Origin of the sequence: Paenibacillus assamensis DSM 18201 (assembly GCF_000422445.1) — a bacterium.
Lineage (GTDB): Bacteria > Bacillota > Bacilli > Paenibacillales > Paenibacillaceae > Paenibacillus_B > Paenibacillus_B assamensis.
On sequence record NZ_AULU01000003.1, the window covers coordinates 522,431 to 547,996 of the forward strand.

Below are 25,566 nucleotides of genomic sequence, written 5' to 3' on the forward strand. Positions count from 1 at the left end.
AGCGGATTATCGGAGATGGCTCGTTTATACGTCGGATGCTGCGGATTCCAAGGGTGTTTCGACCAGCCCCAGGAAGCGTGCGCATTCCAACCACAGCGGTGTCATCAGATCAACCTTGTCCTCAAGGCCGTCCCAAGACAAACGCGGAGATACAATCACATGATTCAGGAAGAAATCCATCGAGGATTCCAGCTTCCATCCTCCATCAGGCTTCAATGCCGTATCATAAAGGCGCATCAGGGCGCGAGCGCCCGGATGCTGAAGTACATACTCTTCTTCTTGAACGGTAACTGTTTTTTGTTTACTCATCTGTAAATCCCCTCTCGTTATCGATCCAATCTTTCTTTATCGCATTCGCTCTTATGCAACAATATGTGTGTAATCCAGCACTTGAATTTCGAATTCGCGATCTTCCAGTTCAGCTGCAAATGCAGCCGCTGGCAACTTCTTAATAACTGCCTTCGTGCCGCCAATGCGCTCACGCGGCTGGTTATGGGATACAACCCAGATCGTGAACACTTTCTTGTCGCGAGCTAGACGCGTAAGCATACCAATTTGCGGAGAAGTAGACATCAACGTCAACTTAACAGAGCCAAGCGGATTGTTCTTATGCGCCAAAGCCACCTCACCACGCGCACCGACATGCGCAACAGCCTGCTCTTCGTCTTTTTCACAAGAAACGAATGTATTTTCACCAAAGCCTGTAATATAAGTACCGTTAATAATGACGTTTACCGATTTCGCATCATAGAATCCAATAGACATGTATGAGCACCATCCTTTTTTCTTTTTAATTAAGTAATAGATTTGTAGCTTTATGTTGAAATAAAAAATAATGGAACGTTACGCACGAAGCTTAAGGCAACGTTATAGTTAGATCAGTACGACTCAGGTACATCCATTAGAAACGGATTACTCCGCTCACGCGTACTTGATGAACTGCTCCTGCCACCTCGAACCAGAACGAACCGCCTTTGTATTCACGGCTTGCACGATCAAGCGGATCAACTTCGTCGCGAAGCAAGAACTTCGTTCCGAATAGACCTTCACCGCTCTCATCCTCTGCAATAATGCCCATATCGAATGCTTCTAGCAGCACGTTTACAACCGTACTCTCTATTTGAGCAATACCGCTGTTTGTATAAGGAACTTTGTCGGATTCATTCAACAGCTTCTGGATTTGTTCTTCCATGCGAGCACGCACATAGTCACGCGCCATAATGACGTCGATGTACTCACCGGATACCGTTTTGCCTTCCGATGTACGTGGCTGGCCTTGTTTGTTCACATACGTAATTGCACCGCCAAGATGAATATCAAGCAATTCATTGCTTGTCATTTTCAATGGAGCGATACCTTGGCACTGCTTGAACTTCCACGTCACAGAGCCAACGTCAGCAGAACCTACTGCCCCAACTAGCGCCGCATCTGGGTAAGCCGCAGCATCTGTATGATAGAATACGACTGTGCGTGTGTAGCCCGCTGTCTTCAACGCTTGAAGCTTCGCTTTGTCTGCAATGCGAGTCACGAAGAGACGATAATCTTCCTTTTCTAGTTCCTTCGCTAGTGCTTCTACTGTTGCAGCATCGTTTTCTGTGGACAAGAGGTAATACCAACCGCCATCCAATAGCGTACGCAAGCGAGTAACCGCATCTTCCAACTCATCGCGAGCAGCAATTGCGATTTGCGTCGGTGCATTTTCACCTTGATCGAACAACACTTTTGCCATTGCGTATTCTTTCGTTGTATCTGCATAGTCGGCCTTTACTGCATCTAGATGCGCGTATTCTTTATAAGCAGCACCGCCAGCTTTTTTACCGAGAATTAAAGGTGTTGCGAAGGACAGGCGTCCTGTCGGCTTTTGCAGGTCAATCGTAATTTGAACGTCTTGTAATGTCATGTTTCAGTCACTCCTTCATTTGAATGTAATTTTTTCAATCTTTTCGGAGTTGGCTTGCTGCCAACTGTCTTTCATTCGGAGTCTAACCGTTACAGCTAAACTCGGGATCGGCTCCTTCTTCCATTCGGGGGGCATCATCTTGACGATGGTGGTCGGTATAAGCTTCGCTTGCTCTTCCCCCTCTGACCAAAGCCATCTCATTAGCTCACGGCACCGCTGCATGAGATCCAAGCGGTCTTGTCCAATAAGCAGCAGCTGCCATTCCATCTCGACAACCTTTTCTACCATCGTCTTTGTCCGATCCATATGCGGCGTCATATCCTCATAAGGCTTCGGCACTTCATAAGCGATGCATGGCGTTGGACTGTCAGGCTTCACTTGGGTAACATCCAGCAGAGGCAGCTGCAAAAATAGTGCCATTGGTTCCAGCAGCTTCTGAACGATGTCCCGATACACAATCAAGCTCATCCCTCCTTCGGTTGAAAAACGAACATGTCAGATATCGATAACAGAACTAGGCTCTCTCCAAGCTTTCATTGCTCTTGGGAGCTTATCTATCCCCGTTCGACTCACTATGTCCACGTTACTAGTTTAAAACACCGAACATATGTTTGTTTTATTGATTTTTAAATTGTTTTTTATTCATTTTTGATTGTTTTTTGATGCGATTTTGAATACATAAAGTAAAGAAGGAGAGTTTCTTATTCTATTGCATGCGCTACGTTCTAGAGTTAGTAAGCTAAATGACATCAAGCACATTTAAAAAAGCAACTTTACCTATTTTTAGGGGTACAATGTAGTGTACGAGACAAATGAAATCGTTTCCCATCCTATAAAAGCATGTAGATGAAATTTACTCAGAAAGAACCTCAAGATAGATAACGTTAGCCTCTTTAAAATACAGGAATTAAAGCATTACAGATCGACTAAGACATCCGTAAATGAAAAACGTTTAGGAGGGAAGATATGAAAAAGTGGATAATAACCGTTTTTGCTGCCAGCATAGTAGTTGTTAGCGGTTGTGGTGCAGAGAATAATCAAAAGAAGGGAGATGGAGAAAACCCACAAACCGTTGTGGAACAAAAAAAGAACCAAGAAATGGAACAACCTAAAGTTAATCTTGAAGACATTGTCTATACTCCTATCGATGAAAGCAAATACGAAGGTATGGAATTAGAGATGATTAAACTCGTTAATTTATATGCTAAGTATGTGAATACACGAGACGAAAATAAATTTAAGCAAATTCATCGCGATTCTCACTTCAAATTACCGAACTTCAAAGTAAGTGACATGAAAGTAATAGAGTTTCATCATATGAAGCCAACGCAAGGTTACGTTAGCGTAGAAATGACAAGAGCCCGATTTGAATCCAGAGAAATAGAAACAGACAGACCTAATTTTTTTATTGCTCAAAATAAAGAAACTAAGCAATGGTATATTGTAGATTTGGATTGAATTTATAGAAGGGGATCTTAAGATCCCCTTCTATAAATTTTCTTACGCCCATGTTGTTGGATTAACACGAATCATATTAAATACGTCTCTATTGACACCCCCCGCATCAAATGTACCTGTTGTTTGACCACTTTTATATCGCATTTGCGAAGAGCCTCCTCCGTCTAAATATACTGCCATCGCGCATCCTTTATTTTTCATAAATTGACGCATTCCCCAAGGAGTCTCATTCTGAAAAACAACTAACACAACTTTATTTATCGTGTAACTATACCCAATAGCTGTACGTGCTCGTAGTCCAGGTGATGAATAAGTACTGCCACTCTTATTAATTACATTATTAATTCCTGATGCCTGTTCATTTACATCTAGACGACGGTAAAATTCTTGCTCTGTAATATTCTCGTTAACATATAAATTAAGTCCACCAATTGCGAACAGTTTCATATTTGGAGAAATAGGAAAATCCTCTACTTTTTTCACATTGGCTACATCATGTACACGGTTTCCAGAACGTAAATCGCGATAACAGTAGAACGTTCCACGCTGCTTTTGACCATATGCATTGAATGTCGCATTCCCACCTATGCCAGTATCATTGTTCACAGCAATCCCCAAAAAATCATTTGATGTGCTAAAAAATGTACCATTTACACCATAATTGTTTGAATTCAACACACTACCGCCGATTTTCACGACCGAAATTGATTCAGAATCAGCTTCAATTACACGCACATCTCGTCCATTATGAGTTGTTTTCGAATACTTTGCTGTTGTCATTGTTCAACATCCTTTCACTAATTAGAATTTTTAAGCAATACAATAACTTTCAATACAATTATTAAGTTGAAATGAAATTGTCCAACTCTCCTCCCTTTGGCTTTGTTGGATCACTGTATGTCTTAATTCTAAAGTCAATATAATAGTTACCTGCGACTCACAATGTCCACATTACAAGTATAAATCTGGAAACATATGTTCGGTTTATTCGTTTTTGATTCTTTATTCATCGTTTTTTTATTATTTTTTTAATAGTTCCAAAGATTTGATATCCATGGATGAAAAGCTTCATCTATATTTAGCAAACATTGAACAAAAGTGAGGGGGTATAATTTGTATCAGTCATATCAGTTCTTAATGAGTTATCGATAAATAAACTTTCTTTAACTAGGAACTGATGCTGAACACGAACATCTTACGAATGATTTCCGCAGAACAAGATCACAAAAATAGAACATAAAAAGAAAAAATAAGAACACTTGTTCTTGTTTTTGTGTTATAATAGATATACCTGCCCACGGTGTTCCATAGATCAGAACGGATATTTGAAGGAGGATTTTACGCAGATGATGAAATGGGATATCCCCTCTCTTGAAGCATGGGACATGCTCGGAACGAAAGACAAGAAGTCAATGATGGAGAACGTATTTAGCAAATATAGAATGTGTAAAGTGATGAAATTTGCTGTGCGTGAAACGAAAATTACGGCCCAATACGAAGCAAGAGCCCACGGTGCGACCAATCGTGTTGGGGATCCAACAGCTGCCGTAGCTGTGTATAACATAGACAAGACGAATGAGTGCCTTGCATTTTGCACCTTAATTGAAACGATTGTCGCGGAACTTGAGCCAGATGAGCAACTGCTTATCCGTGAACGGTATATGAAAGCTGCCAAGGTAACGGATATGAAGGTGTACAGCTTTATCTATGATCCTCCTATTACTGCTGTAGCTTATGGACAGATTCGCAAGCGTGCCTTTGAAAAGCTCGTATACGCATTTCAATATGTGTTCCCTCCGCAAGGAACTATTCAGCAGCTCATGAATTAACTTTGTTCATCAAATGATACCAAGCACTGCGCTCTACGATAACGAGCCGTTAAAGTTCCGATGGATCGAGCAATTTCCGACCGTTGGAACTTTATTTTTGCTACATAAAATACCGCTGCTGCCTAGCGCAGTATCCCGATGATCTACCAATTGACAATAAAGATTGTATTCTATACAATGAGGTTCGACCATAAAGTCATTATAAGAACTAGTGAGTCAGAACTTGGAGGTATTGAGGTGTCAGTCGATGTAATCGCAGATAAGAAGTGCAATATCATCAAGACAGCGATGAAGCTATTTGCTCATAAAGGCTATCGCAATACGACGATGCAAGAAATAGCGGAGACTTGCCAAATTGCCAAGGGAAGTTTGTATTCTCATTTCAAATCAAAGGAAGACTTACTGTACAGCATATTTCAGACATTCTCACAATCTCATATGAATATGCTCTGTAAATCCGACCAGGAACCGTATACCTCCGAGAAAGAGCGCTTTATTCATCAGTTGGAACTGCATATGAATTACAGTATGGAGTATCGGGAAATTATTATTTTTCAGTTCAAAGAAAGTTCTGATGTCATTAATGATGATCTCGTTGCTTACCTCAAAGCTTTTCGAGCCGAATTTCTGAGCTGGATAGAGAAACGACTTATTCAAATATACGGTCCTGACTTTGAACGCTATGCTTTTGATACCACGTTTACCCTATGCGGTATGATTCATATTTTCACAAACTACTTATTATTCGAGAAAAGCACGCTCGATATCTCTCACATCAGTCACTATCTCATTCGACATTTGGACTATATGGCAGAAAAGCTTATGCAAGAGCAGCCTGAACCACTCGGGATTAAATTGTTATTGGAAGAATTCAAAGTTACACGCCCTGTTGAAGAAGCAGTACATCCATTGCATATTACAAAACGAATGGCTGATACGATTGCAGATTGCCAAGCCGATGAAGACCTCAAAGTCGAAGCCAAGCAATCTTTAGCTCTTATTGAAAAAGAACTTACTGAAATTCAACCGCGCCGCTTCCTTATTAAAGGAATGCTGCACAATTTGCGAAGCATCCCTCAGTTGGATATTCATATATGCCAGCTAAGCTCAAGATTAAAACTATAAGGAGAAACACACGTGAACGCAAAGAAAACAAAGAACGGCCCCTTGTTCATACTGATGATCAATATGTTTATCGCCATGGTCGGTATGGGGATGATTATTCCGCTTATGCCTATGTTTATTACGGAATTTGGCGCTACCGGTAAAGACATGGGTTATCTTATGGCGGCATTTGGACTAACTCAGTTCATTTTTTCCCCACTTGGTGGAGATTGGTCAGATAAATATGGCCGTAAAAAAATGATTGTTATCGGTATGGCATTTTTCACAATTTCACAAGTTCTGTTCGCTGTAACTACGGATTTGTGGGTGCTTTACCTATCTCGTCTACTCGGTGGAGCGGGTGTAGGTCTGATGTCCCCACCAATGACGGCATTTATCGCTGACGTAACGACAGAGGATCAGCGTGCAAAAGGCCTTGGCTGGCTTGGAGCAGCTATGTCGCTAGGTATTGTTATCGGTCCTGGTATCGGTGGTTATCTTGCTGACTTCGGGATGCGCGTACCATTCTATACGGCTGCGGCACTAGCCGGCTTATCTACACTTATCTCGATTGCCATATTGCCAGAAACGTTAACACAAGAAGCAAAAATAGCGGCCTTGGCGATGAAACAAAAGCGCGAGAATATTTTTGAACTAATCATTCGATCATTCAAAGCGCCTTACTTTGTTCTGTTATTGCTTGTATTCGTCTTAACATTTGGTCTTATGAACTTCGAAACGGTATTCGGACTATTTGTGGATAAGAAGCACGGATTCACACCACAAGATATTTCGCTTATCTTTACTTTTGGAGCATTAGCTGGGGTTATTATTCAAGCCGTTGTATTCGGTAAGCTCGTTGAGAAATTCGGAGAACAACGTGTTATTCACGGCTCCTTGATGCTTGCTGCCATCTGTATGTTCAGCATGACTTTTGTCGGTCAATACGCAGTGATCTTCACAACAACGTTACTATTCTTTATCGCTACTTCCCTTATCCGTCCGGCAGCTAATACATTGCTGTCCAAGATGGCTGGTAATGAACAAGGCTATGTAGCTGGATTGAACAATGCATTTATGAGTCTTGGCAATATCATTGGACCTTCCATTGCAGGTATTCTATTCGATGTCAATATGAGCTATCCTTACTGGCTTGGTGGAGTTGTTCTTATGGTTGGCTCTCTTATGCTTGTCGGTTGGCAGCGCAGTAGAGCGCAGTTTGCTAAGGTAGGTTGACTTAAATCAAATACTCATTTATTGAAACCTTTAAGCCCTATCTTCGCTCATGAAGATAGGGCTTCTTTGCATCGTATTTTTCATTGTATGGACCACTAAAAAATATTTATGATTTTCTTCCATAAAATGCTTAAATAGATAATTATGTTTAGCATCTCTTGATCGTATTCATTACAATGACTGATGTGCGCACAACATTATACATATTATGGAGGTACATATGCGTAAAAAATTTATGCCTAGCTTTATATTAGCAATCGTCTTTAGTTTAGTATTTTCTATTATGCCAGCTTTTGGTTATGCAAAAATAGGAACTAACATGTGGAATCCCGAGCAGGGCTGGAAGCGATATGAGAGCACTTCCTATGGGTTTTCTTATGAGGGATATAGCTGGGGCCACGACTATTATTTATCTAGTCATTACAACCAATATGCTGGTTCATCTGTAAAATTTAATGTTGTAGGTACTTCCTTCCGAGTAATAAGCAAAAACGCATCTAGTTCATTGTCTGATGATATCTCGGTTATTATTGATGGAAAATATTACGGTAAAATGAACTTGCAAGCAATTGCCCATGACAGCCCTAGTAATCCAGCCGCACCACGTTTGGCTTACGAAGTGACAGGATTATCGCCAGGAGAACATTCAATTGAACTCATAATAAATAGCTCATACGGGAAAAGCTTTATATTTTCGGCTATCGACGTACCTCAACAAAGCTCTTTAAAGCCGTATAACCCTAACATTTCCACACCGAAACTATCCGTAACATCGGTTACCTATTCGGTATATTTAAACGAAACGTTTGACGTTCAGCTTCGATTGGACAATGTGAACAATATTTATGCTGAAGATTTCAGCATCAACTATGACAAATCACGCTTCCAATTCGTAAGCGCTGCGGCAGATAGCAAGCTAACGATCGTACATCAAGAAAACACAGATACATTACGATTTATTACAGCAAGCAAAGGCCGCTACAATGGCATTAACGGCAGCAGTGTACTTGTTAACTTGAAGTTTAAAGCTATCGGTGTAGGCGCTGGTACAGTAGATGCTGTTAAAGCTAAAATTGCTGACAATGGAAAAACAGAACTTACACTTGCACCAGAAAACATCGGCGAGCGCACGTTTCAAGTGCTTCCAAGCACGGAATACAGCTTGAAGCATCTTGGCGAGGTTGCTTTCTTCTATAACGAGGATAAAGCCAACTTGTCTAACAATGTGAAGAGCATTTTGGGAGACCGAGGTCCAGTTCAAGACGTCGATTTGACTCATATCGTGAAAATTGTGCTGGCTAACCCACAATATAAGTAATAGCATATCGCGCAACAAAAAAGGCCCGTTCCCAACTCCTTCTCTCTTATCTCGTAACAACTACTACGAGAACACGAGTGATAGGAGATTCGGTAGAACGGGCTTACTATTTAGCTAACTAGAAGCTCAGTTATAAGAAAAACAAGTTAAAGCTCAGCAGGATATAGATCAACATCTCAATAACAGCCAATCGTAATTTCCAACTGCCGGATTGGTTCATAAGTCGTCCACCCAAGCTGCTGGCAAGCACTGAAACAAGCGCAAATATAACGAACGCCTGCATCATAAACAATAATCCCAGCTGTAACATCTGGAGTGGTACCCTACCATTTTCTTGGCGTACAAACTGCGGGAATAGTGCTAGGAAGAACAAGGATAGCTTCGGATTAAGCATACTCATCACAATTCCTTGACGATACAAGCCTAAGCCTGCATTCACGCTTTCCACCGCATCAACTTTGATAACTGACGCATCTGCAACAGATGATATTTCAGCTGTTATGGCGAGCTCGCCTTCCGCTATCATGTTACGAATCCCCATCCATACTTTCCATGCTAAATACAATAAATATATTGCACCTAAAAGCTTTATGATGAAAAATGCCGCTGGTGAAGACAGAATAAGCGCAGATACACCTGCCGCAGCCAATGCAACATGAACAATTAGTCCTGTACATAAACCAAGTGCAACGGTAATGCCGCTGCGCCAAGAACGGCTCATACTCTGTGCAGTAACAAATAAAATATCTGGACCAGGCATTAACGTTAGTGCAATGGCAACGGCTAAAAAGGATAGCATTTGATTCAGTTCAACCACGTGTAGGCTCCTCCTGTAAACATCCAATATATAAATAAAGACATATAATTCTGTATCTAGACAAGGGCCAATATAACACCATTGCACCAACATGTAAAGGCTTTTAAGCGTTAACGCGTTTTATAACGATTGTGGATAAGCTGTTCGGAGCGTTCTATTAGATGCTCCTCAATACCTAATCGTTTGGCTATCGCAAGCGCGTAGCTACTACCCGCTTCACCAATCGTCAATTTATATAAAGGGTGCAGCGTTTCTGCATCAAATTCCATCCTTGCATTTTCAAATCCCTCTGTCTGCGAGGCAAATGTCTTCAACTCATTGAAATGCGTCGTAATAAGCGACACGGCTCCTCGACGATGTAGTTCTTCCATAATCGCTATCGACAGCGCAATTCCTTCTCCCGGATCGGTTCCAGCAGCCATTTCATCGATCAACACAAGGGTAGATTCATCGGCTACTCGCAACATATCAATGATGCCATTCATATGGGCGGAAAACGTACTTAATGATTGCTCCATACTCTGATCATCGCCTACGACGATCATGACATGAGAGAACAGTGCACATCTACTGCTTGGATGAGCTGGAATAAGGAGTCCAGACTGTACCATTAGTGTCAATAGCCCCAGCGTCCTCAACGTAACTGTCTTACCGCCTGTATTTGGCCCTGTAACGATCAGGGAACGATAGGTGCTGCCAGCAGCAATATTTAACGCCACCATCTTCTCATAAATGAGCGGGTGCTTCGCCTCACGTAAATCAATAATGCCTTGATCATTAATTTGCACCCGGTTACCATCAAATGTTCTTGCATACTTGCCCTTTGCGAAAATAAAGTCACATTTACCGATTATCTCTGCATTCTTTTTTAACTGCTCCTCCACCTCATCAACTAGACCTGTCAAATAACTGAGTACTTTCCCTTCCTCGCATGCCTCTTCTGCGTACAGCATGTTCAATTCGGACTGCAAAGCCGCTACTTCCTTCGGCTCGATAAAGATGGTTTGACCACTGCCAGACTCATCGTGCACAACACCCGCCATATGATTGCGATGAGATCGCTTGACTGGGATGACATAGCGCCCATTCCGCATGCTGACGATGCCTTCTTGCATAATGGAGCGGTTGCGTGCAACCAAGCTATCCAGCTTCGATTGAATTTTTTGTTTCGTAACCGCTATTTTTCGGCGTACTCTCTCTAGTTCCTTACTCGCAGCGTCTACCACATGCCCATGATGAATACAGCGTTCGATCTCTTTTTTCAAATTGCCCGTATCTTTCATCGATGTGACATAAGCATGAATGCGAGGTGCGATAGCTGCTTTGCTGGACATATAGCTTCTTAGCTGCTCACAGCTGTGCAAAAACGTACCGAGACAACTAAAGTCCTGTGCCGAAAACATATACCCTGTCCCGACGAGATTCAATATGGTCTCCAATCCGTCCATCGTAGCCAATGGAATACTTACTCTTGTTTCCAGCAGTGCTTTTGCTTCTGAACTCTCATCCAGTGCTTGTTCCACTTCAAGCAGCTTCGTAGATGGGGATAGTTGTTCAACATACCGTCTACCGATGTAGGACAAGGTATGTTCCATTACGTTCTCCTTCACTTGATCATAGCCTAACCGTGTGTAAGAACGTTCCTGAATAGATGTCATTTGTAACATCCTCCTTTTCAATTTGGCATAAAAAAGAGGCAAAGAATGAACGTCGTCATTCTTTGCCCCGCGTAAAAGATAAGGAACGTACACGTACTTACATACGCGCACTTCCCCTTTCTTTTATACCAGATAGCTGCTAATAGGCATCAAAAAAACCGTGCTGAACCAGCACGGTCGCATCGCTAATAACAGCACAAAGGTGCAAATTAGATGTCCGTAATCGTTCTTAACAAATCAGATGATTGAATCGAGGTACAGCAAATAAACTTCAAATTCATGCTCTCCAAAAAACAGGCATACAGCTAAACATGAAAATGAACGCTAGAGCCACTCTTGACCCTTTTCAATCAACTATACAATTTGATTAGTTAAGAACTTAAACCAACATCAACATTTCCCCTTCGCCTTCATATACGCTACAAATGTATCATAATAGGAAATTATTTTCAATAATTCCATGTAAAAGTTCCCCATATAAACGAGGTATAGGTACCTGCACGTCCGAATCAATTTCATTTGCATATGCTAGCAATAACAAAAATAAGCAGGTGAGCGCATGCCTATTTACGATTCAGGACCGATCGATAATAGTCAAACAGGAAGAGCAGCCTTTGCGGAGGTAAGCGCCGTTAATGCAGGCCGTTTTCCCACGAATGTAAGCATCCAATTGTACGAATTGCCTCCACTCGCATTCGGCACACAAACGAATAATCCTTTGTTTACGAGTTTGTTCTACCTCCAGCCGAGAGGGAATCCCGAAGATACTTTATCAAGCGGACTTGTTGCCTTAGGAAGTGCCTTCGGCGTTCGGGTCGCAAGCAGCGGGACAGGTGAAGATGACATTGCTGTACATGTTACGCTGTACGACGCGGACAATCGCATTATCCGTACCTTAAATGTGCCAGCTACTGCCCCCACCCCTTTGCTCGTGTATGAGGTCAACAACGGCTCGGAACATATTGGAGTCATTGAGGCCGATACGGAACAAGTCATTCAATTCATTCCTGCTACGTCCTCTGATCCTACCGGCGTTGCCTTAACGCCAGACGGCTCTAAATGCTACGTAACCGTCCAAGGCACCGATTCTGTCGATATTTATAATACAACTGCCAATACGCTTATTACTTCCATACCGGTCGGTCTTGATCCAGTTGGTGTATTTGTCCGTCCAGACAGTCTGCAAGCCTACGTCACTAATATTGGCGGAGACTCCGTAACGGTCATTGATGTAGCAACAAATACCGTCGTTGGTGCGCCCATTCTCACGGGCTCGCAACCTTTCGCTGTCGCTTTCGCTCTTTCCTTATCTAAAGCATACGTTACGAATTCAAACGGCTCTAGTATCACCGTTATAGATACCAATACGTTAGCAGTAATCAATACAATCCTTTTACCTGCCAATCCAGTTGGGATTGCCACGACACCGGATAATACGAAAGCCTACGTATGTGTACAATTGGATACCCTTGCCGTTATCGATACTTCTACAGATACACTACTCCCCTCCATCGCGCTTCCCGTTGGATCTGGCGTATCTCATGTTGCCATCACCCCTGATGGATCACGAGCTTACGTAACAGGCAGTGTTGCAGGGCAGATGTTTATGGTCAATACCAAAACGGATACGGAAGTTCCCTCAGAATCAGTCATTATTGGGATGGGTGCGAGAAGTATAGCGATTACACCTGACGGTAACAAAGCTTTTGTTACCGCTACGCTCGAAGATTATGTTGCAGTTGTTGATCTGCGTACAAACACACGTCAACAGCTCATCGCAGCAGGTGTACTCCCTACAGCAATAGCGTTGACGCCTAATCTGCTGTACTGAGCACTTGTTTCACTAATCTCCCTAGCCCTATAACAAAATGAAAGGATGAGCGTATGCCTATTTACGATTCAGGGCCAACCAATAATAGCCAAACAGGAAGAGCAGCATTTGCAGAAGTCAGTGCCGCGAATGCTGGCCGCCTTCCTACCAACGTGAGCATTCAGCTATACGAACTGCCCCCGCTCGCCTTTGGCACACAGACGAACAATCCTTTGTTTACGAGTTTGTTCTACCTCCAACCACGAGGTAACCCAAACGATACGGTGTCCTCCGGACTTGTCGCCTTAGGCAGTGCCTTCGGGGTAAGGGTCATTAGCAGCGGACCTGGTGAAAATGATATCGCTGTGCATGTCACGCTATATGATGCGGACAACAACATCATTCGTACACTTAACGTCCCTACTACCACTCCTACTCCCTTGTTTGCTTACGTTTCCACTAGTTCAACTAGGGTCACGGTTATTGATACCTCTACGAATCAAATAGTAGAATCCTTGACGACTGATCCATCTATAGCTTCTGTCTCTACCTCAACACCAGATGGAACACGTCTGTATGTAGCTGTTCAAGGTTCAAACGTGATCGATGTATTTGATACGACGACCAGCGCGTTGATCACTTCGATCCCAACCGGAGGCCTCCCGCAAAGTGTATTAATGAGACCTGATGGTCTCCAAGTCTATGCAACGAATGCGATGACAAACAATGTGGTCGTGATTGATGTCGATACGAATATGCCAATAGGCGCTCCTATACCTACTGGACTCAACCCATTTGCAGTAGCTTTTTCCTTACCTGTCAGCAAGGCTTACGTGACTGACTTCAGCGGGCCTAGCATTACCGTAATCAATACCACTACGCTGTCTGTCATCACGACAATACCGCTTGTAGGTAGTCCATTCAACATCGCAGCTACACCAGATGGAAGCAAAGTATTCGTCTGCCTGAATACAAACAATGTGGTCGTCATTGACACAGCTACTGACTCTATCATTACTACAATAAACATGTCTCCCAGTACGGGAATATTTGATATTGCAATTACACCAGATGGCACGAAGGCGTATGTATCTGCATCTACAACAAACGAAATTCGAGTCATTAATACGATTACAAATGCGGTTATGAATAATGCAACGATCCCCCTTGGAAACGGTCCACGTTCGATTGCGATCACACCAGATGGTACAAAAGCCTATATCACTACGTTTTCAGAAAATCTAGTGCACGTTTTCGATCTAAAAACAAATATCTTCCTAGCCACAATTGTCGTAGACGCCATGCCAAATGACGTGTCTATTGCTCCCAATCTGTTATTTTAATAGTGAAAGCAAAAAGAAGAGGTTCCCCTTTGTCCGTTAAGACGAAAGAGAACCTCTCTGTTCTATATTGATGTTGCTATTCCTTTGTAAATCCGATCATCACGCCACCTACTACGATAAGCAGACAGCCAATAATAACGAATACCATTTGACGCTTGGACTTCCTCTCATTAAGTAGGAAGATACCACCCAGCGTAGAAATAATCGTACCCGTCTGTGACAAGGAGAAACTTGTTGCTACGCCGATAAGCGGGATCGATAGAAGCAATGCAAGGTTACCAGCTCCCCACCAAGCACCTGTCAAGATGTTACGGAATGTGTATTTGTTAAATGGCTTATGTTTCAACGTTAACAACAGTCCACCCAGCACCATACCGATTGCTTGCGGCAGAATCGCTGCCCAGCCATCCACTTCAAACCAACGAAGAATAATAACATATCCAACAAAACCGACTGTGGAAATAACCAGATGCACAATTCCCTTTTTCATCTGACTGCCGCCACTAATCTGCGTTCCTTGTGTATTCGCTTGCTTGTCTTCCACAACGGTACATACAACTCCGATAATAAGAAGAACAATCGCAATAATGCCTAGAATGACAGAAGTTGTCGTAGACCATTCACCGAACACGATAACGCCGAACAATGTCGTTACAACCAACTGCATACCTGTCGAGATAGGAACGGTACGAGATACACCTAAATATTGAACCGCAGAGAACTGATTGTATTGACCAAGTGCCCAACATACACCAGAAACAATACCAGCAATCCATATCGTTGTGGACAATTCAGGCTGCTTAAAGAGATAAATTCCAATCGCAAACAATAGAGCACCAAATGTCATACCGACGAGTTGATGATGCGCTTTACCTCCAAGTTTGGAGCTGACAAGCAATAACGTTCCCCAGAATAATGCGGGGACAAGAGCCAATAAAATATCCATTATCCTATTTTCCTTCCATCGCTATCACGAACGAATCAGTATTTATTTTTATACAAAGCCAAAATAAAATCTAACAATCATTTCTTAGCTACAAATTCCACATAAGCGAAACTATGAAGCCTAGTACCAACCGCAGCCACATCATCCTTAAGGATAGTGTAAACATCGCCCAGCATTTATAATCATCTGACACAGTTGATCCTGCCGAAAATGATGAAACCAAACATGAGCATCGAGTTAAAATGTTAAGAAAAGCTGCCTTATTGTTTATGTAGCAGACTTTATGCAGCAAACCTGTAAGCGTCGGTGCCAATTCTTCGAGTTATCGATAACATTTTTAAAATGAAGCAACAAAAAAGACGCCCCTGCTTCGACTTGCCTTGAAGCGGAGCGTCTTCCCTAAGAAAATAATCTGCCACACTTGCTTGAGTCACTGCACTGCATGTATTGCCGCTTACTGCTGCATTGCCATTACCGTTAAGCTATATTCGTTAGCTCAGAGATACAAAGTAGAAATTCATGAACTGCTGCGAACTTCTATTCTGCGTACAATTTCTTACGAAGTTCTTTAATCTCGTCGCTCTCAAGGTATTCATCATAAGACGTTACGCGATCGATAATACCGTTCGGCGTAATCTCAATGATACGGTTCGCGATTGTCTGCATGAACTGATGGTCATGAGACGTGAACAACATCGTACCATCGAAGTCGATAAGTCCATTGTTGAGTGCCGTAATGGATTCTAGATCCAAGTGGTTCGTTGGCTCATCCAACAGAAGCACGTTTGCACCTGTCATCATCATTTTAGACAACATACAGCGAACTTTCTCTCCCCCGGACAATACGCTTGCTTTCTTCAATGCTTCTTCGCCTGAGAATAGCATACGACCCAGGAATCCACGCAAGAACGTCTCGTCTTGATCTTTGGAATACTGACGAAGCCAGTCTACCAAAGAATCGTTCACGCCATCGAAGTACACCGAGTTGTCTTTCGGGAAATAAGCTTGCGATGTTGTAATTCCCCAGCTGAATGTACCAGCATCAGGTTCTACTTCACCCATCAAAATTTGCATCAATGTTGTTTTGATTAGACCGTTTGGTCCAACAAGTGCGATCTTGTCGCCTTTGTTAACAATAAGGTGCAAGTTCTCGAACAGCTTCTCGCCTTCAACTGTTTTGGACAAGCCTTCGATCGTAAGAAGCTGCTTACCAGCTTCGCGGTCAGACTTGAAGTTGATGAACGGATATTTACGGTTCGAAGGACGAATGTCGTCAAGTGTAATCTTGTCGAGCATTTTCTTACGAGAAGTTGCTTGCTTGGACTTGGATGCATTCGCGCTAAAGCGCTGGATGAACGCCTGCAATTCCTTAATCTTCTCTTCCTTCTTCTTGTTCTGGTCACGCATCATCGTTTGTGCCAATTGGCTGGACTCGTACCAGAAGTCATAGTTACCTGCATAAAGCTGAATCTTACCGAAGTCGATGTCAGCAATGTGCGTACAAACTTTGTTCAAGAAGTGACGGTCATGGGATACTACAATAACTGTACCTTCATAATCCATCAAGAAGCTCTCCAACCACTTAATGGATTCTAGATCCAAGTGGTTCGTCGGCTCATCAAGGAGCAAGATGTTCGGACGACCGAACAAAGCTTGCGCCAAGAGAACGCGAACTTTCTCGCTGCCATCAATTTCAGACATAAGCTTGTCGTGCCAGTCTCTATGAATGCCTAGACCGATCAACATCTCTGCTGCGTCAGACTCTGCTTCCCAACCGTTAAGTTCTGCGAATTCGCCTTCCAACTCACCCGCACGCATACCGTCTTCTTCAGTAAAGTCTGTCTTTGCATACAACGCATCTTTCTCTTTCATGATCGAGTAAAGACGCTCGTGTCCCATCATAACTGTATCAAGTACTTTGAACTCGTCATATGCATAATGGTCCTGCTTCAATACGGATAAGCGGTCGCTTGACGCAATGTGTACATCGCCGCTGTTTGGCTCGATTTCACCAGATAATATTTTTAAAAAGGTCGATTTGCCAGCACCGTTAGCACCGATAAGCCCGTAGCAGTTGCCCGGCGTGAACTTAATATTCACATCTTCGAACAATGCGCGCTTGCCGTAACGAAGCGTAACGCCTGTCGTATTAATCATCGTTAAACCGTCCCCTATTCTTAATAGTCTTAAGCGAACATTATAACACATTTAAATGAAAAAAGCATGAAACCAAATAGAAACAAAATGAATGCCAAATATTGATTGTTATTGTTAGCTTTATGGAGAAAAACAAATGTAAATGAGTTTATTTGGTGCATATATTTGATTTTCAGATAGCTAAGTAAGCGTAGAACTATGTCAGATGGGCGAGTAGTTCTACTTATTAAGTGACCAACTAGACGGATTATGGTGGAATGGACAAATGTGCAGTTAAATAAAGCAGAAAACGTAATTTTCCGATAAATAAAGACAAAAATGCAGTTATTTTTATCGATTAGACTCTATTTACGAAAAAGTCGCTAAAATAAATGCACTTTTGTCCAGAAGATCCCCAAATACGGACATTTCCAGACAAATTACCTGCATTTTTGTCAGTTCGGTGCATCAACTCGATCAGAACGATTCTTATGCTGGATTCGTGCAGTACATCCACTCTATCGGAGCGATACATAACACTCCATTATTGTAGTAAATTCATTGGTTAGGAGCGCGATTCCTATACTCAATTCGTACGATGCCACACTTAAGCCGCTCTGCTGTTAACTTATTTGGGAATACACATCTTTCCATGTTATTTTACAGAAGCTATAATAAAAGTATCTAACAAGAAAGTGAGTGATGTTATATGAGCACCGTTTTTAATATGAGGGAGATTCCGTTGGCCCCTTAGCACTTCGTGCAACCGAATGTATGATGCTTGCCTGACTATGAAAGCCAGGATGATCGTCATGCCAAAACCAATTGTTTGAATACGTGCTGCACGTAGAGAAAAAAATAATACTACCGCTAAGGTGTATCCAAGCGGGATTCTCCCATTTACTTGTGTCGTTCTGTCACTTATGTCTAATCCAACACACAAAGGGAGAATCACATTGAACCAATTTAATGTTAATGCAAATGAATCACATGAACAGGCAGCAAATTTTACAGACGAGAATAACGATACGAATACTTTAAATTTTGAAAATATAGGTCATCCCGATGCTTGCTCATCAAATGCAGAGGGTACAGCAGACGTCGAGGCGCCACAGGTGACTGATAAAGACAAAGATGCTAATAACGCTAATGACGGTGATGACAGCAAACAAACATCAGGCTTGCTAGCGAATGTAACTGAGTCTTTGAGCGTTGGTGCGTTGGCTGACAGCGCCGCAGTTGGCGACGGTGCAGTTGGTGACGACGCGGTAGGCGGCGATACAGTTGGAGGCAGTGCAACTGACGCGGCGCAAGCGTTGAATTACACGCTGGAAGCGCTTGGCTGGGACGAATCCTGGGACGCAGCATGGCGTGCTTGGGAGGAGTCCATGCCCGAAGCGGTGCATCGCCGCTACAGGGAAGCATGGGTACCGGCGCGCGTGGCGCTATCGCACAAGCGCCTGTACCGCGTGTTCGGCGCCGGCGGCGAATGGCTCGCCGAGCCGTCAGGCCAAGCGCGGGCGAGCATGCTGACGCCTGCGGATTGGCCGGCTGTGGGCGACTGGGTTGCTGTCGTCCCACGGCCAGCCGATGGCCGCGCAGTGCTCGCAGGCGTGCTGCCGCGGCGCACGCGCTTCGCGCGCAAAGTCGCGGGCTCGCGGTCCGACGCACAGGTCGTCGCGGCCAATGCCGATACGGCATTGCTCGTCACATCGATGACGAGCGACTTCGAGCCGCGGCGGCTGGAGCGATATGCCGCGCTTGCTTACGACAGCGGGGCTATGCCAGCTGTCGTGCTCACCAAAGCAGACGCAGTCGCTGACGCTGCGGAACAATCCGCATTCGTCGCACAGGCGATGCAGGCAGTGCCAGGCGCCGACGTGTTCACCGTGTCAGCACAGAACGGCACAGGCATCGACCTCCTACTTGCCTATTTAGCACCCGGCTCAACCATCGTACTTGTCGGCTCCTCCGGAGTAGGCAAGTCCACGCTCGCGAACGCCCTAACAGGCTCCACGAGAATGGCAACGCAAGCTGTACGTGAAGACGACAATCGAGGTCGCCATACGACAACACATCGCGAACTAATGGCACTTCCTAACGGGTCGTGGCTCATCGACACACCGGGTATGCGCGAGGTCGGTCTCGTTACAGGAAGCGATGAAGAATTTGGTCACGGCATTACGCAAACGTTTCAAGATGTTGAATCGTTCGCTGAACATTGCCGCTATCGCGACTGCCGTCATGAACAGGAGCCCGGCTGCGCAGTAAACACTGCTATCGAAACAGGTGAATTGGAGCCAGGTCGCTTGCAGGCTTATCGTAAGCTCCAACGTGAACTGGCTTATGCAGAACGCCGCGAAAACTCACAGGCTAGGCGGGTTATGAATGAGGCGGCGAAAAAGCTCTCTAAACATGTGAAAGCTGCGCAGCGCCATAAAACGAAGCGGTAATTCACATATTGGTAAGAATCCATTCGTGTTCTTATTTAATTCGAAGCTCAATATGCAAGTAATGCTATAAAAATGGAACACAATCAATAAAGCTTCAAACACTATCAAATAGGGCTATCCTCAGCAACTAGATCGATCAAGCTGCTATAGGATAGCCCTATTATTTTATATACGACTAGGAACTTTTGGGTTTAGCTTTCGGCTTTTAGTTTTTGGTTTTTGGTTTTTAGCTTTGGGCTTAGGCTTTTGACACTCGGCACTTAGCATTTGACTGATAGAAGTTGCACTTATCTCTTTCTCGTTTTTCTTTAAGTTTTAGCACTTAGCGTACTTAGCGTTCAACACTTAACTTTCAGTACTTTGCCCTCAAGTCTATCCATATTGCAATCAGAATCAATCAGAATCCAACCCAAGGCCCGCTTAACCCTTTCAAGCCCCACTTCTAACTTGTTACCTTCACATGCCGCCCATAGTTCAGCAAGGTGGTTCACTACCCGATTCCACAGGCAACTGTATTACGCTTCACTGCCCGATATTATAGGCAGCTGCGCGCCCTCCCACATGTCACCTAGCATGAGCAAGCGTACACGTTCAGGCTCAATACCTAGACGCTCTCGCTCTGCCATTAAGCGGTCTATCGCTTCTTTTGGCGTATCATCCGCCAATTTGAAAGCACCGTAATGCATCGGTATCATCAGCTTAGCACGTACATCTAGAAATGCTTGCAGCGCTTCTTCTGGATTAACATGCTGCGCATTCATAAACCATTCCGGCTCGTAAGCGCCAATTGGCATCAAGGCTACATCAATATCGAACCGCTCTCCGATTTCTTTGAACCCGCGAAAGTATCCGCTGTCCCCAGCAAAGTAGAGCGTGCTTACATCATCTACATGCTTCGCAGCATCTGTTTTATAGCTAATTCGCTTCTCCACTGTTTCCTCGGATCGGTCTAGATTTGCGAACGGTTCGTTCTCATCCACATCCCCCCCGCGTTCCAGCACATATCCACCCCAGTGCGAGCGATTCATATCGGTCAAAGAGCGTCTAGTCCAGTGCTGAGCAGGCACGAATGTTATGGAAACTTGATCCACTTGGATCGATTCCCACCACTTCAGTTCCATAATATTTCGGAATCCTTTACGGGCCAATTTCCCTTTTAAACCGGCAGGAACAATAATAATCGTTTGCTCTGTAACGAGTTGACGAAGAGACGCAACATGCAAATGGTCGTAATGGGAATGAGAAATCAATACAACATCCAGTTCAGGCATGTCCTGTATCGGAATACCTGGAGGGCTTAGCCTTTTCTCTAATGCCATTTTCATCGCCCATACCGGATCAGTAACGATATTAAGTCCCCCGATTTGCAGTAAAAAGGTAGAATGACCAATCCAAGTAATCGTCGTATTCGATCGATTGTCGTTCAATGCAGCCAAGTTAGGCTCCACATGAGGAATGACGTAGGAATAGTCCTTCTTGCGGAGACGCAAACGTCGCTCCGAACGCCAACGCTTGAACTGCTTCCACGTCTTCTCGGTCATAACGTTATCCATATTGTGATATTTCCGAGTTGTTCTAGAGCGTAACATGCCTTCACCTCTCCGTTATTTATGTTAACCATATTTACCTTACACGCACTATTGTTCTATGTTTTCATCTAAAAATGAGCAAACTTATTATAAAATAACGCACCTGTTAATCAATTAAATTATACGTGTACAAACAGCTCGCGAATGCGATCATAGAACAGGTATTATTCACTGACACTCATTGTTGTACTATCGTATCATGTGAGGAACGTCATTTCCAACGACACTCCAATATGCTTGTTAAGTACGTTATACCCCTACTTCGGCTACTTGATTCATTGTAGCCTCACGCTCATTCATGTACAATAAATGTACTCGCATCAAGTAAGGAGGATTCTAGATGAAACTCATTCGTATCGAACCTACACCAAGTCCAAATAGTATGAAGCTTGACTTGGACGAGCGACTGGAAGAAGGCGTTAGACGTACGTATACGCCCGAGCACAAACAAAATGCGCCTCGTTTGATTCAACAATTATTAGAAATTGACGGCGTAAAGAGTCTGTTCCATACCGCTGACTTTATTGCGCTTGATCGCAAGCCAAGTCACGATTGGGCTGTCATCTTACGTCAAGTTCAAGATATATTTGGCTGGTCTCAAGAACAAGGTTCTGCATCTGAAGAAGAGCCTGGAAACTATAGCTTCGGAGAGGCACATGTATATGTGCAATATTTCCGTGGAATCCCGATGCAAATTCGTGTCCAAGCGGGCGGGCAAGAAGAGCGCATTGGTCTAAGTGAACGATTCGTGAAGGCTGTCCAAGAAGTTGCCAGCGCTACCTTGATCAAAGAGCGCAAGCTTAGCGTATATGGCACTCGCTACGGTGATCTTCCGACGATTGCACGTGAAGTTGAGCAAGAACTCGAGGCAACATACACGGATGAGAGACTTCAGTCTGTCATCAAGCAAGCAATCGAGTCGAAGCAATCCAACGAGCCATTCGTTGAGGAGCGCATTGCTTGGGATCAAGCTGCTATCGAAGCTGGACTTCAAGATAGCGACTGGCGCAAGCGCTATGCTGCACTGGAACAGTTGGAACCAGAGGCAGCTAATTTGCCGCTGTTGGAGAAGTTGATCGAAGATGAACATAGCCAAATTCGCCGCCAAGTAGTCGTCTATCTCGGGGAGATTAAGACTGACGAGGTTATGCCACTGTTAATCCACGCCTTAAAGGATGCTTCCGTGAGCGTAAGACGAACAGCCGGCGATACATTATCTGATATCGGTGATATTCAAGCGATGGAACCGATGATTACCGCGTTGAAAGATAAGAACAAACTTGTTCGCTGGCGTGCTGCCCGCTACCTGTACGATCTAGGGGATGAGCGTGCTGTACAAGCGTTAACGGACGCTCAGGAAGATACTGAGTTCGAGGTTGCCTTGCAATCCCGTATGGCTTTGGAACGAATCCAGTCTGGCGAAGAAGCAGCGGGTACAGTATGGCAGCAAATGACGCGTGCTCGAGAATAATCTGACTTTTCAAGTTTCTACGTAAGTAGAAAACATAAATAATAAATAACATCTAACATACCCTATCATGAAAGAACGAAGCTGACGACGATACTCAACCGACGTCAGCTTTTTTCAATTCCAACCATTTTTCAGTCGTTCTAACCTAATAAATTGAGGTAAAAGAGATGCGAACATTCAATATTTGGTTTGTTTTTATATGTGGATTTTCAGGACTGACGCTAGGTATCTATCAGCTCATTCATGCCATTAACAACGATGGCTCCATCACAATGCCCATCATAAACATCATTCTGTGGAGCATCTATATCCTATCTATCTATTACAGCATAAAAACAAAAAAGCACCCTTAGTTCTTGCCATGGATTAGCATAGGATAGCCCTATGTCCATGTCTAAGGGTGCACATTATTTTACTTATGGAAGCTCTACCGGTTACTGAACTCTTCTTCTAATGTATCCACTTCCATCCTTACGATTCCAACTTATAACGGCTTGTCACCTGCTGCAAGTCATCCGCAATAGAGGCCAAATGATTAGCAGAAGCAGCAATATCCTGCATCGCCGCATTTTGCTGCTCACTTACCGCAGCCAGCGTCTCAATCTCCGCAGCTACTTTTTCCGTCACTTCAAGCGATCCGTCGAATGAATGAATCATTTCACGATTCGTGTGTGCCAGATCCTCACTCACCGCAGCTGCATTCGTCAACTGCTCGCTAACCGCCTGAATTACTTCAAACATTTCTGTCAAACGCTCTGTAAGTGAGTTCGTGAGCTGTTTGCCCCCGTTAACCGACTCTGTTCCTTCGACCATCGCTTGTGCAACTGCATCTGTCCGAATGCCAATCTCTTCAACTAATGCTGTAATTTGTTCCGTCGCCTGCTGGGCTTGTCCCGCTAATTTGCGAACTTCGTTCGCTACGACTGCAAAGCCCCTACCTTGCTCACCGGCATGTGCAGCTTCAATTGCTGCATTCAACGCAAGCAGGTGAATTTGCTGAGACAAGTTCTGTATAAATCCGACGATCGTTTGTATCGTTTTGGATTTCTCCTGCAAAGCATCCGTTTCCGTCTGAACCTGATGTGTATTATCCATAATCGTTGACATCTGTTCATTTACGACACGTAAGGAATGCTCCCCCTCCACTGCCCAAGATTGAATCTGATTTGCATGGGCAGCAGAATGTTGTACAAGTTCGACGACATTCCGTAGTTTACCGTCAGCTTGAGAAGCCATCTCGTTAACACTTATTAACTCCTTTTTCATACGATCAGAACGGTTATTGATCTCTTCGTAAGAAGCTGCTACTTGTTGTAGCGATGCTACGTTCTCCTCTGAATTGGCTGACAACTGTTCCGAGGAAGCTGCTAATGTATTCGCTGTATCTCGAAGCTCACGCATTACATTTGCTAGTGACAATGCCATTGTATTGAATTGACTTTCCAACATCCCAATCTCATCATTACGCTGGCTCGTGTTCACCCGAACATCCAACTCACCATCCGCAATTCGCTTCGACATTTGCTGAAGACGAATAATAGGCAGTAGAATCGATTGAATAAAGGCAATTACGCCGATAGATATAAATAGTAAAATAAGTCCCAAATAGAGAAGCGCTTCTCGATACAGTTGATTCTGTACTTGTTTAATCTCCCCTTCATCCATAACCCCAACGACATTAAGCTTCAACTTATTGTCGCGGTTAAAGGAAACAAACATTTCAGCCTGCTCACTGTCTACCATAAGCTCTCCTTGCGGGGACGCCATCAGAGCAGCATACGCTTCTCCTTCTAGGATTGAACCTGGCGGATAATCAGGATGAACAATAACTTGGTTGAATTCATCCAAAAGTGCAATATATCCATTTTCACCAATCTTAAAGCTCGAAGCCATCTCTGCCAATCGCAGTGTATTTACATCCAGCCCCATCACACCGCTGCCATCGCTCAATGTACGCGAGAACGTAATGACCATCCTTCCTTCACTATCCTTACGGACTTTGGAAGTAATAATTTTGCTTGGCTGGGCTAACGCTTCGGTATACCACGGCTGTTTATTATAGCTTTCTGCTCCTTGCACACCATCACTATGATGCAGTCTGCCATCGAGCACTACATAGGAGGCAAGAATTTTATCGGTGTCCTTATCCATTGTGGTCAATCTAAATTGCAGTTGAGCATCATTCGTTCGGATATCCGGCAATGATTTCTCCAAGGCTTGAAAAGCAAATACGTAGTCATCGAACATCGCGTTAATGGATTCGGTCATCGTTCCAGACATTTTTGTAACTTGCGACTTCTGAGATGTAGACAATTCATTTGTAGCGCTGTTCGTAAGCATCCAGATAAGGCCAATAGTAGGTAGTAAAATCAGTGTGAAAATAACTACTGAAACTTTCTTCTTAAGTGAGTTGCCAATTGTCCATGTACGTAGATTGAGTTTCAAGGCCCTTACCCCTTTGTCTCCGATTAGTAGTTTCCATAGATGCCCATACTATA

The 25,566-nt window shown here is 43.7% G+C and carries 20 protein-coding genes; 9 read left to right on the plus strand and 11 right to left on the minus strand.

What is annotated here, in order from left to right; all coding sequences use genetic code 11:
* Window positions 1–24: 24 nt before the first annotated feature.
* From H580_RS0102255 to H580_RS0102270, 4 genes are all read right to left on the minus strand, one after another.
* Complete coding sequence (locus H580_RS0102255; RefSeq protein WP_028593344.1) at window positions 25–309, minus strand: hypothetical protein; 285 nt, start codon at window positions 307–309, stop codon at window positions 25–27.
* Window positions 310–360: 51 nt separating this feature from the next.
* Entirely contained in the window at window positions 361–765 is a 405-nt protein-coding gene (locus tag H580_RS0102260; RefSeq protein WP_028593345.1) for a phage structural protein, read from the minus strand.
* Window positions 766–901: 136 nt separating this feature from the next.
* Window positions 902–1,900, minus strand: a complete 999-nt coding sequence (locus H580_RS0102265) for a DUF3383 family protein (RefSeq protein ID WP_028593346.1) — start codon at window positions 1,898–1,900, stop codon at window positions 902–904.
* A 15-nt stretch (window positions 1,901–1,915) separates the two neighbouring features.
* Entirely contained in the window at window positions 1,916–2,356 is a 441-nt protein-coding gene (locus H580_RS0102270; RefSeq protein ID WP_425414103.1) for a phage neck terminator protein, read from the minus strand.
* 510 nt (window positions 2,357–2,866) lie between these two features.
* On the opposite strand from H580_RS0102270, the gene H580_RS0102275 reads away from it, so the two are divergent.
* A complete protein-coding gene (locus H580_RS0102275; protein ID WP_028593348.1) occupies window positions 2,867–3,358 on the plus strand; it encodes a hypothetical protein in 492 nt (163 codons plus the stop codon).
* A 42-nt stretch (window positions 3,359–3,400) separates the two neighbouring features.
* On the opposite strand, the gene H580_RS0102280 is transcribed toward H580_RS0102275, so the two are convergent.
* Window positions 3,401–4,138, minus strand: a complete 738-nt coding sequence (locus tag H580_RS0102280) for a phosphodiester glycosidase family protein (RefSeq protein WP_028593349.1) — start codon at window positions 4,136–4,138, stop codon at window positions 3,401–3,403.
* A gap of 566 nt (window positions 4,139–4,704) precedes the next feature.
* Between H580_RS0102280 and H580_RS23060 the strand changes: the two genes are divergently transcribed.
* The 4 genes from H580_RS23060 (at window position 4,705) to H580_RS0102300 (ending at window position 8,845) form a co-directional block, all read left to right on the plus strand.
* Window positions 4,705–5,187, plus strand: a complete 483-nt coding sequence (locus H580_RS23060; RefSeq protein ID WP_051217160.1) for a hypothetical protein — start codon at window positions 4,705–4,707, stop codon at window positions 5,185–5,187.
* A 237-nt stretch (window positions 5,188–5,424) separates the two neighbouring features.
* Complete coding sequence (locus H580_RS25310) at window positions 5,425–6,312, plus strand: TetR/AcrR family transcriptional regulator (RefSeq protein ID WP_028593350.1); 888 nt, start codon at window positions 5,425–5,427, stop codon at window positions 6,310–6,312.
* A 12-nt stretch (window positions 6,313–6,324) separates the two neighbouring features.
* Window positions 6,325–7,527: an MFS transporter gene (locus H580_RS0102295; protein ID WP_028593351.1), complete on the plus strand. Its 1,203-nt coding sequence runs from the start codon at window positions 6,325–6,327 to the stop codon at window positions 7,525–7,527.
* Window positions 7,528–7,747: 220 nt separating this feature from the next.
* A complete protein-coding gene (locus H580_RS0102300; RefSeq protein ID WP_028593352.1) occupies window positions 7,748–8,845 on the plus strand; it encodes a cohesin domain-containing protein in 1,098 nt (365 codons plus the stop codon).
* 130 nt (window positions 8,846–8,975) lie between these two features.
* On the opposite strand, the gene H580_RS0102305 is transcribed toward H580_RS0102300, so the two are convergent.
* Window positions 8,976–9,662 carry a LysE family translocator gene (locus H580_RS0102305; RefSeq protein ID WP_028593353.1) on the minus strand — a complete coding sequence of 229 codons (687 nt, stop codon included), beginning with the start codon at window positions 9,660–9,662 and terminating at the stop codon, window positions 8,976–8,978.
* Between the two features lie 110 nt (window positions 9,663–9,772).
* On the minus strand, window positions 9,773–11,320 hold the full coding sequence (locus tag H580_RS23070; protein ID WP_051217161.1) for an endonuclease MutS2: 1,548 nt from the start codon (window positions 11,318–11,320) through the stop codon (window positions 9,773–9,775).
* Window positions 11,321–11,879: 559 nt separating this feature from the next.
* Here H580_RS23070 and H580_RS23075 point away from each other — a divergent pair.
* Both H580_RS23075 and H580_RS23080 read left to right on the plus strand, forming a co-directional pair.
* Window positions 11,880–13,151, plus strand: coding sequence for a YncE family protein (locus H580_RS23075; RefSeq protein ID WP_051217162.1), 1,272 nt, complete (start codon window positions 11,880–11,882; stop codon window positions 13,149–13,151).
* Between the two features lie 53 nt (window positions 13,152–13,204).
* Window positions 13,205–14,473, plus strand: coding sequence for a YncE family protein (locus tag H580_RS23080; RefSeq protein WP_051217163.1), 1,269 nt, complete (start codon window positions 13,205–13,207; stop codon window positions 14,471–14,473).
* Window positions 14,474–14,549: 76 nt separating this feature from the next.
* On the opposite strand, the gene H580_RS0102325 is transcribed toward H580_RS23080, so the two are convergent.
* The gene (locus H580_RS0102325; protein WP_028593354.1) at window positions 14,550–15,419 is read right to left on the minus strand and encodes a GRP family sugar transporter; all 870 of its coding nucleotides are present in this window, start codon (window positions 15,417–15,419) and stop codon (window positions 14,550–14,552) included.
* 537 nt (window positions 15,420–15,956) lie between these two features.
* Window positions 15,957–17,576 (minus strand): ABC-F family ATP-binding cassette domain-containing protein, encoded by a 1,620-nt coding sequence (locus H580_RS0102330; RefSeq protein ID WP_028593355.1) that lies wholly within the window; start codon window positions 17,574–17,576, stop codon window positions 15,957–15,959.
* A gap of 1,505 nt (window positions 17,577–19,081) precedes the next feature.
* On the opposite strand from H580_RS0102330, the gene rsgA reads away from it, so the two are divergent.
* Window positions 19,082–20,008: a ribosome small subunit-dependent GTPase A gene (rsgA, locus tag H580_RS0102335; RefSeq protein ID WP_281167950.1), complete on the plus strand. Its 927-nt coding sequence runs from the start codon at window positions 19,082–19,084 to the stop codon at window positions 20,006–20,008.
* A 515-nt stretch (window positions 20,009–20,523) separates the two neighbouring features.
* On the opposite strand, the gene H580_RS0102345 is transcribed toward rsgA, so the two are convergent.
* Window positions 20,524–21,597, minus strand: coding sequence for an MBL fold metallo-hydrolase (locus H580_RS0102345; RefSeq protein ID WP_028593357.1), 1,074 nt, complete (start codon window positions 21,595–21,597; stop codon window positions 20,524–20,526).
* Between the two features lie 340 nt (window positions 21,598–21,937).
* Between H580_RS0102345 and H580_RS0102350 the strand changes: the two genes are divergently transcribed.
* On the plus strand, window positions 21,938–23,068 hold the full coding sequence (locus H580_RS0102350; protein WP_028593358.1) for a virulence factor: 1,131 nt from the start codon (window positions 21,938–21,940) through the stop codon (window positions 23,066–23,068).
* A 471-nt stretch (window positions 23,069–23,539) separates the two neighbouring features.
* Here the strand turns inward: H580_RS0102350 and H580_RS0102355 are convergent, their stop codons facing one another.
* Window positions 23,540–25,513 (minus strand): methyl-accepting chemotaxis protein, encoded by a 1,974-nt coding sequence (locus H580_RS0102355; protein ID WP_028593359.1) that lies wholly within the window; start codon window positions 25,511–25,513, stop codon window positions 23,540–23,542.
* Window positions 25,514–25,566 lie beyond the last annotated feature (53 nt).

Excerpts from the sequence above, each read along its gene's own strand:
- H580_RS0102255 (WP_028593344.1), bottom strand. The coding sequence starts at position 309 with ATGAGTAAACAAAAAACAGTTACCGTTCAAGAAGAAGAGTATGTACTT.
- H580_RS0102260 (WP_028593345.1), bottom strand. The coding sequence starts at position 765 with ATGTCTATTGGATTCTATGATGCGAAATCGGTAAACGTCATTATTAAC.
- H580_RS0102265 (WP_028593346.1), bottom strand. The coding sequence starts at position 1,900 with ATGACATTACAAGACGTTCAAATTACGATTGACCTGCAAAAGCCGACA.
- H580_RS0102275 (WP_028593348.1), top strand. The coding sequence starts at position 2,867 with ATGAAAAAGTGGATAATAACCGTTTTTGCTGCCAGCATAGTAGTTGTT.
- H580_RS0102280 (WP_028593349.1), bottom strand. The coding sequence starts at position 4,138 with ATGACAACAGCAAAGTATTCGAAAACAACTCATAATGGACGAGATGTG.
- H580_RS23060 (WP_051217160.1), top strand. The coding sequence starts at position 4,705 with ATGATGAAATGGGATATCCCCTCTCTTGAAGCATGGGACATGCTCGGA.
- H580_RS0102300 (WP_028593352.1), top strand. The coding sequence starts at position 7,748 with ATGCGTAAAAAATTTATGCCTAGCTTTATATTAGCAATCGTCTTTAGT.
- H580_RS23070 (WP_051217161.1), bottom strand. The coding sequence starts at position 11,320 with ATGACATCTATTCAGGAACGTTCTTACACACGGTTAGGCTATGATCAA.
- H580_RS23075 (WP_051217162.1), top strand. The coding sequence starts at position 11,880 with ATGCCTATTTACGATTCAGGACCGATCGATAATAGTCAAACAGGAAGA.
- H580_RS23080 (WP_051217163.1), top strand. The coding sequence starts at position 13,205 with ATGCCTATTTACGATTCAGGGCCAACCAATAATAGCCAAACAGGAAGA.
- H580_RS0102325 (WP_028593354.1), bottom strand. The coding sequence starts at position 15,419 with ATGGATATTTTATTGGCTCTTGTCCCCGCATTATTCTGGGGAACGTTA.
- H580_RS0102330 (WP_028593355.1), bottom strand. The coding sequence starts at position 17,576 with ATGATTAATACGACAGGCGTTACGCTTCGTTACGGCAAGCGCGCATTG.
- rsgA (WP_281167950.1), top strand. The coding sequence starts at position 19,082 with ATGCTGACGCCTGCGGATTGGCCGGCTGTGGGCGACTGGGTTGCTGTC.
- H580_RS0102345 (WP_028593357.1), bottom strand. The coding sequence starts at position 21,597 with ATGTTACGCTCTAGAACAACTCGGAAATATCACAATATGGATAACGTT.
- H580_RS0102350 (WP_028593358.1), top strand. The coding sequence starts at position 21,938 with ATGAAACTCATTCGTATCGAACCTACACCAAGTCCAAATAGTATGAAG.